The organism is Ruegeria sp. AB6 (assembly GCF_056542685.1).
This window is the reverse complement of the sequence record NZ_JBQGAD010000002.1, coordinates 727,966-742,616: the sequence shown is the minus strand read 5'-3', so window position 1 is coordinate 742,616 and position 14,651 is coordinate 727,966. Positions and strand designations below refer to the sequence as shown.

The 14,651-nt window shown below is 58.2% G+C and carries 12 protein-coding genes and 1 tRNA gene; 4 read left to right on the top strand and 9 right to left on the bottom strand.

Annotated features, from left to right (window positions below; translation table 11 throughout):
* The first annotated feature begins 225 nt into the window (after positions 1–225).
* The 4 genes from ACR0DB_RS07740 to ACR0DB_RS07725 are packed head-to-tail and all read left to right on the top strand — an operon-like array spanning position 226 to position 5,271.
* Positions 226–1,476 (top strand): sarcosine oxidase subunit beta family protein, encoded by a 1,251-nt coding sequence (locus tag ACR0DB_RS07740; protein ID WP_480549903.1) that lies wholly within the window; start codon positions 226–228, stop codon positions 1,474–1,476.
* Positions 1,477–1,491: 15 nt separating this feature from the next.
* Positions 1,492–1,779, top strand: coding sequence for a sarcosine oxidase subunit delta (locus tag ACR0DB_RS07735; protein WP_480549901.1), 288 nt, complete (start codon positions 1,492–1,494; stop codon positions 1,777–1,779).
* Positions 1,776–4,718, top strand: a complete 2,943-nt coding sequence (locus ACR0DB_RS07730; RefSeq protein WP_480549899.1) for a sarcosine oxidase subunit alpha family protein — start codon at positions 1,776–1,778, stop codon at positions 4,716–4,718. Before ACR0DB_RS07735 ends, ACR0DB_RS07730 begins: the two co-directional genes overlap by 4 nt.
* A complete protein-coding gene (locus ACR0DB_RS07725) occupies positions 4,711–5,271 on the top strand; it encodes a sarcosine oxidase subunit gamma (protein WP_480549897.1) in 561 nt (186 codons plus the stop codon). Before ACR0DB_RS07730 ends, ACR0DB_RS07725 begins: the two co-directional genes overlap by 8 nt.
* A gap of 5 nt (positions 5,272–5,276) precedes the next feature.
* On the opposite strand, the gene ACR0DB_RS07720 is transcribed toward ACR0DB_RS07725, so the two are convergent.
* The 9 genes from ACR0DB_RS07720 to ACR0DB_RS07680 all read right to left on the bottom strand — a co-directional run bounded on the left by ACR0DB_RS07720 (position 5,277) and on the right by ACR0DB_RS07680 (position 14,613).
* A complete protein-coding gene (locus ACR0DB_RS07720; RefSeq protein ID WP_480549895.1) occupies positions 5,277–6,281 on the bottom strand; it encodes a GlxA family transcriptional regulator in 1,005 nt (334 codons plus the stop codon).
* Positions 6,282–6,307: 26 nt separating this feature from the next.
* Entirely contained in the window at positions 6,308–6,916 is a 609-nt protein-coding gene (locus ACR0DB_RS07715; protein ID WP_170788580.1) for a YrbL family protein, read from the bottom strand.
* Between the two features lie 174 nt (positions 6,917–7,090).
* Positions 7,091–8,500, bottom strand: a complete 1,410-nt coding sequence (locus ACR0DB_RS07710) for a hypothetical protein (protein WP_480549893.1) — start codon at positions 8,498–8,500, stop codon at positions 7,091–7,093.
* Entirely contained in the window at positions 8,500–9,246 is a 747-nt protein-coding gene (locus tag ACR0DB_RS07705) for a methyltransferase domain-containing protein (protein ID WP_480549892.1), read from the bottom strand. The genes ACR0DB_RS07710 and ACR0DB_RS07705 overlap by 1 nt, the downstream gene beginning before the upstream one ends.
* Positions 9,247–9,256: 10 nt before the next feature.
* A complete protein-coding gene (locus tag ACR0DB_RS07700) occupies positions 9,257–9,643 on the bottom strand; it encodes a GtrA family protein (RefSeq protein ID WP_170769552.1) in 387 nt (128 codons plus the stop codon).
* Entirely contained in the window at positions 9,640–10,599 is a 960-nt protein-coding gene (locus ACR0DB_RS07695; protein ID WP_170769551.1) for a glycosyltransferase family 2 protein, read from the bottom strand. Before ACR0DB_RS07695 ends, ACR0DB_RS07700 begins: the two co-directional genes overlap by 4 nt.
* Positions 10,600–10,982: 383 nt before the next feature.
* Positions 10,983–11,072 (bottom strand) — tRNA-Ser (locus tag ACR0DB_RS07690).
* Between the two features lie 89 nt (positions 11,073–11,161).
* The gene (locus tag ACR0DB_RS07685; RefSeq protein WP_480549890.1) at positions 11,162–13,579 is read right to left on the bottom strand and encodes a DUF3772 domain-containing protein; all 2,418 of its coding nucleotides are present in this window, start codon (positions 13,577–13,579) and stop codon (positions 11,162–11,164) included.
* Positions 13,579–14,613, bottom strand: coding sequence for a cysteine synthase A (locus ACR0DB_RS07680; RefSeq protein ID WP_170769549.1), 1,035 nt, complete (start codon positions 14,611–14,613; stop codon positions 13,579–13,581). Before ACR0DB_RS07680 ends, ACR0DB_RS07685 begins: the two co-directional genes overlap by 1 nt.
* Between the last annotated feature and the right edge of the window lie 38 nt (positions 14,614–14,651).

The window sequence follows — 14,651 nt, the reverse complement described above, 5'->3', positions numbered from 1 at the left end:
TAGCGCATCATCAACAGCTGCGCTATCTGCACTTATGTTATGATTGCTGTCGAAGTAGGACGGAGAGTTTGGCGAGGCCGCAAACAACCTTAGGCAACCTGGGTGTTACCCCCCACCATCGGTTCATCATTCGGATACTTGGGTCTGATTCAGACAGACCGATGTCGCATCTGAGGATACCCAACCGCACCAAAATAATGAATTCTGTAAAAAAAGGTCCGATTCATGCGATATTCCGGCTTTCGAGTCATCAAAGAGGCACTTACCGGCCATAAGGGCTGGAAACCGGTCTGGCGCGAGCCTGAGCCCAAACCCCATTACGACGTCATCATTATTGGCGGCGGCGGCCACGGGTTAGCAACGGCGCATTACCTGTCCAAGGTCTACGGTCAGCGCAACGTGGCCGTGGTCGAGAAAGGCTGGATCGGGGGCGGCAATGTTGGGCGTAACACGACGATTGTGCGCTCAAACTACATGCTGGACGGGAATGAGCCCTTCTACGAATTCTCGCTGAAACTGTGGGAGGGGCTGGAACAAGACGTCAACTATAACGCCATGATGAGCCAGCGCGGTATCATCAACCTGTTCCACACGGACGGTCAGCGCGACGCCTATACGCGGCGCGGCAATGCGATGATCCTGAACGGTGCTGATGCGGAACTGCTGGACGCTGATCAGGTACGAGCCGAACATCCCTATTTGAATTTCGACGACGCCCGGTTTCCCATCAAAGGCGGTCTCGTGCAGCGCCGCGCGGGCACGGCCCGCCACGACGCGGTCGCCTGGGGCTATGCGCGGTCGGCGGATTTGCACGGGGTGGACATTATCCAGAATTGCGAGGTCACGGGCCTGCGGATTGCAAATGGCACCTGCTTGGGCGTCGAAACCTCAAAAGGCTTTATCGGAGCCAGCAAAGTGGGCTGTGCGGTCGCTGGAAACTCGAGCCGCGTGATGGGCATGGCCGGGATGCGGCTGCCCATTGAAAGCCATGTGTTGCAGGCGTTTGTGTCCGAGGGGTTGAAGCCAGTTCTGCCCAGCGTCATCACCTTTGGTGCGGGCCATTTCTATGTCAGCCAATCCGACAAGGGTGGGCTGGTCTTTGGCGGCGATATCGACGGCTATAACACCTATGCCCAACGCGGCAACTTGCCCGTGGTCGAGGATGTGTGCGAGGGCGGTATGGCCCTGATGCCCATGATCGGCCGGGCGCGTTTGCTGCGGATGTGGGGCGGCGTGATGGACATGTCGATGGATGGCTCACCCATCATCGACCGCACTCCGGTTCAAGGGCTCTATTTCAACGGCGGCTGGTGCTACGGCGGGTTCAAGGCCACGCCCGCCTCGGGCTATTGCTTTGCGCATTTGCTGGCAAAAGACGAACCGCACCCCGTTGCCACCGCCTATCGCCTGGACCGGTTCCTCACTGGCCGGATGATCGACGAAAAAGGCGCGGGCAACCAGCCCAACCTGCACTAGAGGGGACCTAGGGATATGATCATCAACCACCCTCTGCTTGGGCCCAGGGATGCCTCAGAATTCACCTATCTGGGCGATGCATCCCTGATCGACCGGCCCGACGGAATGGCCGAGAATGCCGCCGACGCGTTCTATGACTATGCTTATCTGCGCGACAACCCCGCCGGTGAACACCGCGAGCTGTGGTATCACGAAGCCGGGGACCGGTCTTGGCTAGTTGTCACCCGCAACACTCTGACCCACGAGATTTCCAAGGTTGAACTGGCCCGCGATGTGGCCCGCGCGCGGGGACGTTCGAAATGACACAAGCGAACCGATTGACCGGCGGGCAGATCGACCGCAATAAGACCCTGAACTTCTACTTTGACGGGCGCAGCTATACCGCGCACCCCGGAGATACTCTGGCCTCAGCGCTGCTGGCCAACAATGTGCGACTGATCGGGCGATCGTTCAAATACCACCGCCCACGCGGGCTGCTGACGGCGGGATCCGAGGAACCCAACGGCATGGTGGAACTGCGCGCAGGCGCCCGCAAGGAACCCAACACCCGCGCCACGACGATCGAGATGTTCGACGGGTTGATCGCAAACTCGCAAAACCGTTGGCCAAGTCTTCGGTTCGATGCGCTTGCGGTGAATGACTTGTTTTCCAACTTCCTGTCGGCGGGGTTCTACTACAAAACCTTCATGTGGCCCGCTGCGTTTTGGGAGAAACTGTACGAGCCTATCATACGCCGCGCTGCTGGCCTTGGCTCACTGTCGATGCAGGCGGACCCGGATGAATACGACAAGGGGTTTCGTCACTGCGATCTGCTGATCATCGGTGCCGGACCTGCGGGCCTGATGGCAGCGTTGACCGCCGGGCGTGCGGGCGCAGATGTCATACTGGCAGACGAGGATTTCACGCTGGGCGGACGCCTGAACAGCGAGACCTTCTCGGTCGGCGACCACAGCGCCCCCGACTGGACGGCACAAACCGTGGCCGAACTGTTGGCAATGCCGAACGTCCGGCTGATGCCGCGCACCACGGTGATCGGAGCGTTTGACCATGGAATCTATGGGGCGGTCGAGCGGACGGGTGATCATCTGCCCTCGCTGCCTGCTGGCAAACCGCGCCAGATCCTGTGGCGCATCTATACCCAAAAGGCCCTGCTGTGTGCCGGAGCAACCGAGCGTCCCATTGCATTTGAAAACAATGACCGCCCCGGCATCATGACCGCCAGCGCGCTGCGGACTTATGTCAATCGCTTTGCGGTGACAGCTTCGCCGCGGGTTGCGATCTTTACCAGCAATGATGACGGCCACCGCACGGCCGATGACCTACACGCCAAGGGTGTTAAAATCGCCGCCGTGGTCGATGTGCGCGAAGATGCCCCCCTCAGCTATGACTATGAGGTGCTAAAAGGCGCGCAGGTCATAAACACCAGGGGCCGTCTGGGCTTGAGCTTTGTCGAGGTCGCCTTGCCCGATGGTTCGACCCGGACACTGGATTGTGGCGCGCTGGGCGTGTCGGGCGGCTGGAACCCGAATGTCCACCTGACCTGCCACCAACGCGGACGCCCTGTTTGGAACGAAGCCCTTGCTGCTTTCGTTCCGGGAGAAAACCTACCGGTTGGCATGTCCGTCGCGGGTTCTGCCAATGGCGTCATGTCAACCCATGGCGCATTGCGCTCGGGAGCCGAAGCGGCCGCTGCCGCGCTGGACCTGACCACCCTGCCCGACCTGCCAGAAGCCGAGGACGCGCCCATTGCGCTAAAGCCGTTCTGGTATGTGCAGGGCTGCAAACGCGCATGGGTCGATCAGCAGAACGACGTGACGGTCAAGGATGTGAAGCTCAGCTATCAGGAAGGCTTCCGCTCGGTCGAGCATCTGAAACGCTATACCACGCTGGGAATGGCAACCGATCAGGGCAAGACTTCGAACATCACGGGCCTTGCGATTATGGCCGAGGTCGCGGGCAAGTCGATCCCTGAGACCGGCACCACCATTTTCCGCCCGCCCTACACTCCCGTTCCTATCGGCGCCTTTGCAGGCCGAATGACGGGCAAAGAGTTCCACCCGACCCGCCTGACCCCATCGCACTATTGGGCCAAGGACCGCGGCGCGGTGTTTGTCGAGGCCGGAAACTGGCTGCGCGCGCAGTGGTTCCCCCTGCCCGGCGAAACCCATTGGCGCGAGTCCGTCGACCGTGAGGTGCGCCAAACCCGCGCCTCGGTCGGGGTGTGCGACTGCACGACGCTGGGCAAGATCGACGTGCAGGGCACGGATGCGGCCGAGTTCCTCAACCGCGTCTATGCCAACGGCTTTGCCAAGCTGGCAGTGGGCAAAACCCGCTATGGGCTGATGCTGCGCGAGGATGGCATGGTCATGGATGACGGCACAGCCGCACGGCTGGCCGAGGATCATTTCGTCGTCACCACCACCACGGCGAATGCTGTAAGTGTCTATCGCCACATGGAATTCGTGCGCCAGTGCCTGTTCCCGGATATGGATGTTCAGCTGATCTCGACCACCGATGGTTGGGCACAATACGCGGTTGCGGGACCAAATTCGCGCAAGCTGCTGCAAAAGATCGTGGACCCGGAATTCGATATCTCGAACGAGGCGTTTCCCTTTATGGCCTGCGGCAAGATCACCGTATGCGGTGGACTGCGGGCGCGGCTGTTCCGGATCTCATTCTCGGGCGAATTGGCGTTCGAGATCGCCGTCCCGTCGCGCTTTGGCGATGCGCTGATGCGGCGGTTGATGAGTGAAGGTGAGGAGTTCAACGTCACCGCCTATGGTACCGAAGCGCTAAGCGTGATGCGCATCGAAAAGGGCCACCCGGTCGGCAATGAGTTGAACGGCACCACCACGGCGCTGAACCTTGGTCTGGGCAAGATGGTGTCAAAGAAGAAAGACAGCATTGGTTCTGTTCTGTCCGAGCGTGAAGCGTTGACCGCACCGGATGTGCTGAAACTGGTCGGGCTAAAGCCTGTGAATCCGCAGGACAAGATCACCGCTGGCGGCCATTTGATGAATGCGGATGGACCGGTCGATGCAGCACATGATCAGGGCTATGTGACCTCGGCGGCCTATTCGCCCAATCTGAACAGTCATATCGGGCTGGGCCTGCTGAAACGCGGCGACGCGCGGATGGGCGAGAAGATGCGCCTTGTGTCACCCCTGACCGAATTGAATGTCGAAGTCGAAATTGTCTCGGCTCATTTCGTTGACCCCGAAGGAGAACGCCTGCGTGCATGATCTTGTTGCATTAACCGCCCTCGGCGGCACCACGCCACGCGTGGATACGGTCGGTCCGGTCACATGTTCTGAAGTCCCAGATGTGGCGTTGGCCTCAGTCACTGCCCGGTTGGGGCACGAGGCTGCAACGCAGGATGAGGTGGCGCGGCTTATCGGAACCGTAACACCGACCGTGCAGCGTTTTGCCGGAGACCCTGTGACCGCCTTCTGGTCCGGCCCGGACCAATGGATGATCGAAGCCCCCTTCTCCACCCACGAAGACCTTGCCGCCTACGTCAAGACCGCCGTCGGAACCGTCGCTTCTGTCACTGAGCAGACGGATGCCTGGGCGCGGTTCGACTTGCAGGGCGACGGGATCAACGCGGTTCTGGAATTGCTATGCCAACTGGACCTACGTCAGTTTCAGTCCGGTCACGTCGCGCGGGGCGCAGTTCATCACATCGGGTGTTTCATCCTGTGCCGCAGCGCCGACCATGTCAGCCTTTATGGTCCCAGATCATCGGCCGGATCGCTGCACCATGCGGTTCTGGCGGCCATGCGTTCGGCCCATTAAGACAATCAGATCGAAGGCAGAGGCGCGTTGTCCTCGACCCGGAACCGGTTGATCCGGCGACGGTCCTCTGCAGGGCTTAGCCCAAAGGCCGCTTTGTAATGCGATACCAACGGCGTGACCGAGCTGTACCCGACTGCAGCGGCAATCTGTGCAATCGGGTCTTTCGTATACATAACCATCTGGCGCGCGGCTTTCATGCGCATAGACCGATAGTAGTGGCTTGGGCTTTGACCCGTCGCCTGTTTGAAAGCTCGCTCGATCTGGCGGGGCGTGACCCTCATCTGCCCGGCAACTTCTGCAATCGAGATCGGTTCGCTCAGATGGCCGGCAAATAGCTCAACGCTACGCGTAACCAACGGGGGCAGTTGATCACCTGAACCAGGTGCAGTTGTGTCCGGAACTTTTTGACGCACCCCTGCGCCTCGCATCATCGGGTGCTGAAACCAGCAGGCGACCTCATGCGCGATCTCGCTGCCAAGACGGTCTGAAATCAAGTGCAACGCCAGATCAAATCCAGCGGCCGCGCCCGCGGCGGTCCAGCGCGTATCGGTGCGCACAATCACTTCACTGCGCGCGTCTATGTCGGGAAACTCAGCCTCGAACGCCGCTTCATAACACCAATGAACTGAGACCGGCTGATCCACCATCGCGCCCGAGCGAACAAGGGGGAATACGCCTCCGCTAATGCCGCCGAGGACAGTGCCGTGCCGACCAAATCCACGTAACGCGCCGTTTCCAGTGCGCGGATCGGCAAACCCGGATGTCGGACTGCTGAGCAGAAACAGGATGTCGATATCCTTGCACCCTGTCAGGGCTAGCGCGGCTTCAAACCCCACACCCGCACTGGATTGAACCTTTTGCCCACGCTCGGACACAAGCACCCATCCAAAGGCTTGCTTCCCGGCGATTTCATTGGCCGCCCGAAGCGGTTCGATGACGGAGGTAAGGCAGGCCATCGGAAAGCCGTCAAACAGCAGAAATCCGATCGTGATCCTGTTTTCCTCATGCATCCGGGGATCCTAGCAGAAATGCAGCCCTAAGAGCGAATTCCAAACATGCTGCCCATCCGTTCCCGACGACGCTGCATGGACTTGCGAAATGCCCAGTCGCTGAACAAGGCCAGCGGAAACAAGACACGTTCGCCCAAACCATCAATCACCACCAATTTGCCGCCGCGTTCTTCGGCCCGCACTATGTTTTCGTGGCTCATGTCGCCGACGATGATCCGCCCCCGTTCCAGGTCGTCTAGCAACTCCATGAACTCTTCCCCAAGGCGTTTGCGTCCAGCGGGATCCTCTTTGAGCGACATCCATTCCTTGTACACTGTCGGTGCCAGATCTCCATCTGGTCCCGTCATTTTCTCGACAACAAGCGCTGGCCCCAATGAGGTCGGTGCATACCCCATGAAATGTGCCAGACGTTCAATCTCGGGGCAACCGCGATGCAGCGCGGCCAAATATTCGTTGGCTTCGCGGTTCCATTGGCGCAGGTTGCCATAGCGCCATTCCGCATAGCGCGGAATCCAATGATCACGTACAGGAACATCCGCGCGGACTTTCAACAAGGCATCCTGCCGATCGGGGTGCTGAAAGATCAGGTAATTCCGGCTTTTGCGCAATGGGGTGTGGTCAGTCAGGTCAATCATTTGGATCCGATACCTAAAGGGGGCGCGCCATGGCCGACGGCCGCATAAACTGGCGCCTTGCGTCAGGGTCATAAATCCTTCGCCCTGCGGTTACAAATGTGTTTTTACCGTCGACCGGACAGAGACGGAGATTCAGCGCAACGCAATCTCGAACCTGCCATAACCGCCGTCAGACTATGGCCCGACTGGCGGACTCGGCAGCAGGACAAATGCCACGGTGCCATCCGTTTCGACTAAAGATGTATGCGTCCAGCCCAGCGGATCAAATGGCGGGGTGGCATCCGTACATTCGTCTGGTGTCGTGTCGCACGATACAACCTCTGCCCCAGTCAGATATTCCAACCGCAGACGCAATCCGCGATCAAACTGAATGAACGCCTCGCGCGCGCCTTCCAATCCGTAGTAGCTACCATAAAGCTGCACACGGTTCATCCCGTCTGGGATCTCATCCGCCAAAGCCCGCGTTGTTTTTTGCCAAAGAGGAAAGGTGCTGTAGGTGATGCGTCCGAATTGGATTGTTGCGATCAACAGAACACACATGATCACAATGCGCGCGACGCTGGCCAACCGGGTGGATGTGTTCGTAAGAATAAACACCGACATTGTCAGGGTGTAACCGAACAAAATCCAGTTCCAACCAAGTGCCCGAAACGGAACCTTAAGACCTGATGTCAGCGTTTTGGCGAACAAAGGGCCACAACCGGCGAGAACCGCGACCAGTACAATCGTTGCCACATAACTCTGACGCCGAAACAGGTAAAGCCACGAGACCGCGAAGAGCGATACCAAAAACACCCCGTTGGACAAAGACCCGCTGCCGACGCGATGCAAGTTTTCGTACAGGTGCAGTTTAAGCTTTTGATAGTTCAATGCCAGATCGCTTATCGACTTGACCTCGGTCGGGTCGCGCCATTCGGCCACCGGAATGTCGAACACTCCGTGATGCAGGAAGTTCAACGAGTAGACCACACCGAAGGCCAATGCGAGGCTCGCAAAAAAAACCACCAGTGTTACGCCCGCACTGACATAGGTTTGCGGCGCCTTTCGGGACAGCAAAACAAGGCTCAACATCATGAACGGGTACGTGGTGTAGGCCATAAACGACAATGGCACCGCCACGATCAGCAACAGAACTGACGCCCGATGGGACAGAAAAACTGCGGCCAGTGAAAACAGCGCTAGTACCCAGATACCGGGCAGCAAAGTGTTGAACCAGAACGATATCAGAAAAGCCGGCCGCGACAACGCGACGAACAATGCCATGACGCACAGGAACCACGCAGGCATGGAGCGCCCCAGGACTATGATCGCGGTGCATGCAGAAAAGATCGACCAACCCAGAAGGTACAATGCAAAATTGACCGGTGCAGGCCAGAGGAACGGTCGAAACTGCCACCAGAAATTTAGCCAGCGCCCCTCATCCAGCGCCTTGCTATAAGCCATGTCGAAATGGCCCAGCAAGGCGGGAAAGTCGTCATGACGGACGAATGGATCGCTCAGAAATGGCCCATAGGTCGCCATCAGAGTTCCGAGGCAAAGCAGCGTCAGCCAGAAAACCAGCGTTATATCCGAACGCGCGGTCATCAGTTGCTCCGATGAGACCGTGCGACAATTGAAGCGCGGGCTTGCGCGATTGCGGTGACCGTACGCAATGGCAGTCGCCGGACAATCATCTTTCGCAAGTTCCAACCGAAGGTTCCAACCTCACGCAGCGCTCCGGGTGCAACCTTTGTTGCCAAAACCTCAGGCGGTAAGGACGCTGCTGCAGCCGCATTGGCGTAAAGCACACTGTTGTAGCGGTACCAGGGCTCGATTGCCCCGTCGGAAAACAGTTTTGGGCGCAGGCAATCGTAGGCCGTGTACCCCTGCGCTTCGAACAGCCCTTGCCAGAACGATAAAGGTTGCTCGTTGATATGGAACTCTCCGCCCTGCCCCGGGACCGCCGCCGAGAACAACACAAGGTCGCTATGGGCTGTCAGGCTTTGCACAAGACTGGACGAGGCCTCATGCGGCAGATGCTCACCGACTTCTAAAGATTGGGCCAGACCAAAACGCCGCCCAAGATCGACGGGCTGAGTTAGGTCCTTTCCAAAAAAAGCATCCGGTGAAATGGCCAGACGCTCACGATCAACATATTCTCCGTCTACACCGGCGATATCCGGGCATCCCGCCGCGGACCATTCCGACAGCCAGACACCTCGGCCACAGCCGAAATCGACAACACTGTCTGGCTTGACCCATGTCTGAAGACAACGGATCAGCCGGACAGCGGATTCGCGGGCTCCGCGGTCGATATAATCAAAGAACTCGTTCGAATAGATGTGAGACATAGCTGCTCTTTCAAAGTGACTTTTCTTCGCGGTAGACCCAAAGCCGCAGGATCACAAAATTTATGACAGGCAGGACGATGACTACTAGTCCGGCGGTGACGGGCTGAGACAGTCCAAACCGAGGCCCCAAAACACCTGTAATGGTTGATGAAACGACAAGTCCGATGCCGATCATGCACAAGAACCGACCAAACTGAGCCGGCGCCATGACGGGCTTGCCGAAGGTCCAGACAGACTGACCTATATACTGGATCAAGATCGCGGTTCCAAAAGCCAGCGCATTGGCAATCCAAGGTGAGCCGACAAGCCGCAACAGCCCCAGATAGGTCAGGAAATAGTAGACAGCCACGCCTGTACCAACGACCGCAAAGCGGAATATGCGACGTGTATCGGTCATGCCTGCTTTGATACGTCCTTAACCGAGACATCCGTGGATTGCCCGACATGTTCATCGACAAAATACAACGGGCGGCCCTTGGCCTCGACATAAAGGCGACCAAGATACTCGCCGATGATGCCGAGCGTCAGCAGTTGAATGCCCGAGAAGAAGCTGATCACCAGAACGGTCGAGGCCCAACCAGCCACAGTGCTATAAAGGATTAGGGACCAGAACACATAAACGGCCATCAAGGCCGCAATGATCAGGGTCAGAAACGCAAGGCGCGTGGCGATTTGCAGGGGCTTAATCGAAAAGCTGGACAGAGCGTCAAAGGCCAGCCTAATCATTTTGGACATCGGATATTTAGTCTCACCGGCCACGCGGGGGTCGCGGATGTATTCAATGCCAATCTGGCGAAACCCGACCCAGGCAAACATGCCTCGAATGAACCGAGATCGCTCGGGCATGTTCAAAACCGCATCCAGCGCGCGGCGACTGACCAGCCGGAAATCGCCCGTATCATTCGGGATCGGAACATCGGACAGGCGATTCAGTAAGCGGTAAAACCCGTGCGCGGTCATCTTCTTGAACCAGCTTTCGCCCTTGCGCTCACTACGCCGACCATAGACCACATCATACCCACGATCCATCATCGCCATCATATCCGACAGCAATTCCGGCGGATCCTGCAAGTCCGCGTCCAGCATGAAAATCCGCTCGCCTTTGGCTGCCATCAGACCTGCGGTCAGTGCTACCTGATGTCCGCGATTGGTCGACAACTTCAAGCCGCGCACACATGAATGTCGATCCGCCTGTGCGCAAATGCCGTCCCAGGTCTTGTCCGTTGAGCCGTCATCAACCAGCACGATCTCAACCTCCGAGGCCCAGGCCCTGGTCGCAGCGATCAGACGGTCCACCAACATGGGAAGAGAGTCCTCTTCGTTCATGCAAGGGACGACAACAGACAATAACATCTAACCTCCGCAGGCAAATTGCCCTACTCGTTTTATGTACATCCCAACCCCGCCATGCGAGGCCGGTCAACTCCTAGTTTTCGGGTCCTTACCCTTGATATCTCAAGCCGAAACGACCGCTAATCCAAACACGCCAGATTTCAGCCTGTAGTTACCGATCTGTCACATTGCCGTTTCGGACTACACAACGATGTCCCGATGCCCGACTGATATGGCAGCATTGCGCCCAACTTGCGACAAAAGCGGTTATTTATCTGAAGCGGTCAAACTATGCGACGTTCAGACAACAAACCAGCAAGCACGCGACCAAAGGTCCAAGGAGAAATTCGCCTCGGGCTAAGACAGTCTGGGGGTATATCTGAGGTTCGAGAATTGAGGGATTGTGGCGGAGAGACAGGGATTCGAACCCTGGAGACGGTTTCCCGCCTACACACTTTCCAGGCGTGCGCCTTCGACCACTCGGCCACCTCTCCGTGCGGGCGATATTTGGACTATCGCTTGGGGATTTGCAAGGCCCGATTAGAGCGTTTTTTTCGCTTTGCGGAAAGGGTCGCGAAACCCGTCAAGGCTCGTCCCCGTCCCCGCCTGACAGGTCAACCTCGGTCATCTCGATCGGCGTGGATGCGGGCGCAGACGCCTGTGCCGCGCTGTCCTGGGCGGGATCCGCCACACACAAGGTTTCGGGATTACGCAGCCAGACGTCGCGTTGGGCAAACGGGATTTCGATACCTTCTTCGACAAACCGGCGGTTGATTTCGTGGTTCATGTCCGACTTCACGGACAGCATCCAGTTGACGTCTCGAAGGATAGCCCGGATTTCAAAATCCAGCGAGTCTGCGCCAAACCCCTGAAACACCACATTGGGGGCCGGATTAGCCAAAACCATGGGATGCGCATTGGCAATCTCGCCCAGGATCGCCTCGACCCGGCGGGTATCGGTGCCATAAGCGACCCCGACCGGCACGATCACTCGCCCGACCGTGTTGCCGCGCGTATAGTTCGTCACCACACCGCTGATCAGGTCCGAGTTTGGCACAATCACATCGGATCGGTCGAACGTCTCGATCCGTGTCGAACGGACCGAGATATCGCGCACATAGCCCATCATCCCGTTAACATCGATCCAGTCGCCTTTCGAGATCGGACGCTCGACAAGCAGGATGATACCCGAGACAAAGTTAGACACGATGGTCTGCAAGCCAAAGCCGATACCGACCGACAGCGCACCAGCAACAATCGCCAGCGAGGACAAGTCGAACCCAGCCACCATAATGGCGCAGAGCGCCGCCAGGAAAATTCCGACATAGCCTGTCCCGGCGACGATCGCGTTCTGGCCACCGGGGTCAATCTTGGTCTTGGGCAGCAGGGAACTGCGTAGCCCCCCTTGCAGCATTCGGGTCAGGCCAAAGCCCATCAGGAAGACGATCAGGAAGGTAAAGAAATTCTTCGGTGAAATCGTCACGCCACCGATGTCAAAACCCAGCAGGATGCGGGACCAGACCTCGAGTAAGTCGGTTTCGCGCGCGCCCCAGTAGATCGCCAGAACTGGCAACGCAAAGATCGCCATCGCGAACCCGATCAAGACCGCAAAAAGCGAATCTTTCGCCGCCTCGCCCTGCCCCGAAATCCAGCCATAAACGGCCGTCAGGAAACGTTGGAAGATGACCAGTGCCCCAATCAGGACCAGTGATTTAACCGCAGGATAGACAATCGCTTCGGCGGCATTCGTATAGCCGATGACAGCCAGAATTGGGCTGGCTATACCCAACAGGAACAATGCCCGGCGGAGAAACTCGATCAACTGGGTCAAACCCGTACCCCGAGCCAGCGACCCATCATCAGCATCCAGCGGGGCTTCGGTGCTTCGGATCTGTCGCACGCGTAACAGGACCAGTGCGGTCACAATGGTGACGGGGAACCCGACAACAGCGCGCGTCGCATCCGAGATATTCTCGATCTGCTCGAATAGGTCGACCAGCTCGTGCAGGATCAAAAGCACGGCTAGAACGTCTAAATAGACCCGCAACTCAGCCACGCGCTTGGCGGTCAGACGTTTAAACCCCTGTGCTTCTTGCAGCACATAGACCTGCCGCCCGATCCAGTCGAAATAGAAAATGATCGCAGCCCAATATGGCACGTTTTGCAGCAGCAATGTGCCGCGAAAGCCGGGAAGTCCGGACATGACAATGGCCTTGACGACCAGCCAGACCCCCAGCCAGGGTAAAAGAATGCGCAGCAGCGATGTCAGAAAGGTCCACACCCCACTGCCCTGCCCGCCGAACTGCCGCATGTAGTTTCCGGCCACCTCGGACCAGTGCTTGCCGAAGAACAGCAAAACCCCGGCAACTGCCACCAGAAGGGCGATACCCAGCCCCTGATCGCGCAGATTTTCATGCACGACATCCGTGCCAAAGTTTCGACGCGCCTCGTTAAAGAGGCTTTGACCTGCTTCGCGAAGATCGGTCCATGCCGGCCCCCAATACACGGGATTGACCGGCGACGGTCCCCGCTCCAACAGCTCTTTGGTCTGCCGGGTCCGCAAGAGCTGGTCGATTTCGGTAATCAGGCCATTGGCGCGGCTGAACGCCTCTTCCGAAATGATCTGCGGGACCTGAAGCGTATTCAGCTGTTCTTCCAAATGGGCCCGCAGAGCGGCAATGTCTTCGGGCTCGGTCGCGTCACCTTCGGGTTTGGGACCCAGCGCCTTGATTTGCGCATCAAGCGTCTGGATACGCTCGGTATTCGCGCCGCGTGCTCGGTTGAAGTCATCGCGGTACGTATGAATTTCCGCGCGCAGATTCTCGAGCGCTGCGTTCGAGGCGCGATCCGCTTCGATCACGGCCTCGGCTCGGTCCGCTGTTTTGACCCAGCCCTGATAATACTCGCTCTGTCTGTCCGAAAGCTGCGCGACCGCTGGGCCACACAGAACCGCTATACAAACCGAGACAAGCGCCAGGAACAGGCGGACCTGTCGCAACATCACACGTCCTCGAACACGCCGGGAATGCTGCGTGGGGCTTCGGTCATCCAATCGGGTACCGGCAGTTCTTTTTCGCGCAGGAATTCCGGGTTGAACAGTTTGGACTGATAGCGTGTGCCGTAGTCGCACAAGATCGTCACGATCGTATGGCCCGGCCCAAGGTCCTTGGCCAGACGCACTGCACCTGCCATGTTGATCGCGGTCGAACCGCCCATAACCAGTCCTTCTTCGCGCAGCAGATCGAAGATGAGCGGCAGCGCCTCATTATCGGTCATCTGATAGGCGTAATCGGGCTTGAACCCTTCGAGGTTCTTGGTGATGCGCACCTGACCGATGCCTTCGGCGATCGAGCTGCCCTCCATCGCGATCTCACCGGTGGTGTAGTAGGAATAAAGCCCCGCACCCATCGGATCGACGAGGCCAATTTTAACGCCCTTTGGCTGCAATGCATCAGCGACGCCAGCCAGCGTTCCGCCGGAACCCACGGCGCAGACAAAGCCATCGACTTTACCGCCGGTCTGTTCCCAGATCTCAGGCCCGGTGGTTTCCACATGCGCCTGACGGTTGGCCACGTTGTCAAACTGATTGGCCCAGATGGCGCCATTGGGTTCGGTCTGCGACAGTTCCTCGGCCAGACGGCGCGAGTAATGCACGAAGTTGTTGGGGTTGCGATAGGGCGCGGCAGGCACCTGCACCAGTTGCGCACCGGCCAGACGCAGCATGTCCTTTTTCTCTTCAGACTGGGTTTCCGGGATCACGATTACAGTCTTGAACCCCATCGAGGCCCCGACCAGCGCCAGACCGATCCCGGTGTTCCCGGCGGTGCCTTCGACGATCGTGCCACCAGGTTTCAACTCACCCCGCGCGATGGCGTCCCGAATGATATAGAGCGCGGCGCGGTCTTTGACCGACTGGCCGGGGTTCATGAACTCGGCCTTCCCCAGAATTTCGCACCCGGTTTCCTCGCTGATGCGCTTCAATCGGATAAGTGGTGTTTTTCCGACTGCGTCGGCAAGGTCTTTCGCAATGCGCATGGCGCCCTCATTTCATTACGGATCAAGGCAGATTTACA

Coding starts and splice junctions, on each gene's coding strand:
- ACR0DB_RS07705 (WP_480549892.1), bottom strand. CDS start 9,246: ATGTCTCACATCTATTCGAACGAGTTCTTTGATTATATCGACCGCGGA.
- ACR0DB_RS07680 (WP_170769549.1), bottom strand. CDS start 14,613: ATGCGCATTGCGAAAGACCTTGCCGACGCAGTCGGAAAAACACCACTT.
- ACR0DB_RS07740 (WP_480549903.1), top strand. CDS start 226: ATGCGATATTCCGGCTTTCGAGTCATCAAAGAGGCACTTACCGGCCAT.
- ACR0DB_RS07695 (WP_170769551.1), bottom strand. CDS start 10,599: ATGTTATTGTCTGTTGTCGTCCCTTGCATGAACGAAGAGGACTCTCTT.
- ACR0DB_RS07710 (WP_480549893.1), bottom strand. CDS start 8,500: ATGACCGCGCGTTCGGATATAACGCTGGTTTTCTGGCTGACGCTGCTT.
- ACR0DB_RS07735 (WP_480549901.1), top strand. CDS start 1,492: ATGATCATCAACCACCCTCTGCTTGGGCCCAGGGATGCCTCAGAATTC.
- ACR0DB_RS07730 (WP_480549899.1), top strand. CDS start 1,776: ATGACACAAGCGAACCGATTGACCGGCGGGCAGATCGACCGCAATAAG.
- ACR0DB_RS07720 (WP_480549895.1), bottom strand. CDS start 6,281: ATGCATGAGGAAAACAGGATCACGATCGGATTTCTGCTGTTTGACGGC.
- ACR0DB_RS07700 (WP_170769552.1), bottom strand. CDS start 9,643: ATGACCGATACACGTCGCATATTCCGCTTTGCGGTCGTTGGTACAGGC.
- ACR0DB_RS07685 (WP_480549890.1), bottom strand. CDS start 13,579: ATGTTGCGACAGGTCCGCCTGTTCCTGGCGCTTGTCTCGGTTTGTATA.
- ACR0DB_RS07715 (WP_170788580.1), bottom strand. CDS start 6,916: ATGATTGACCTGACTGACCACACCCCATTGCGCAAAAGCCGGAATTAC.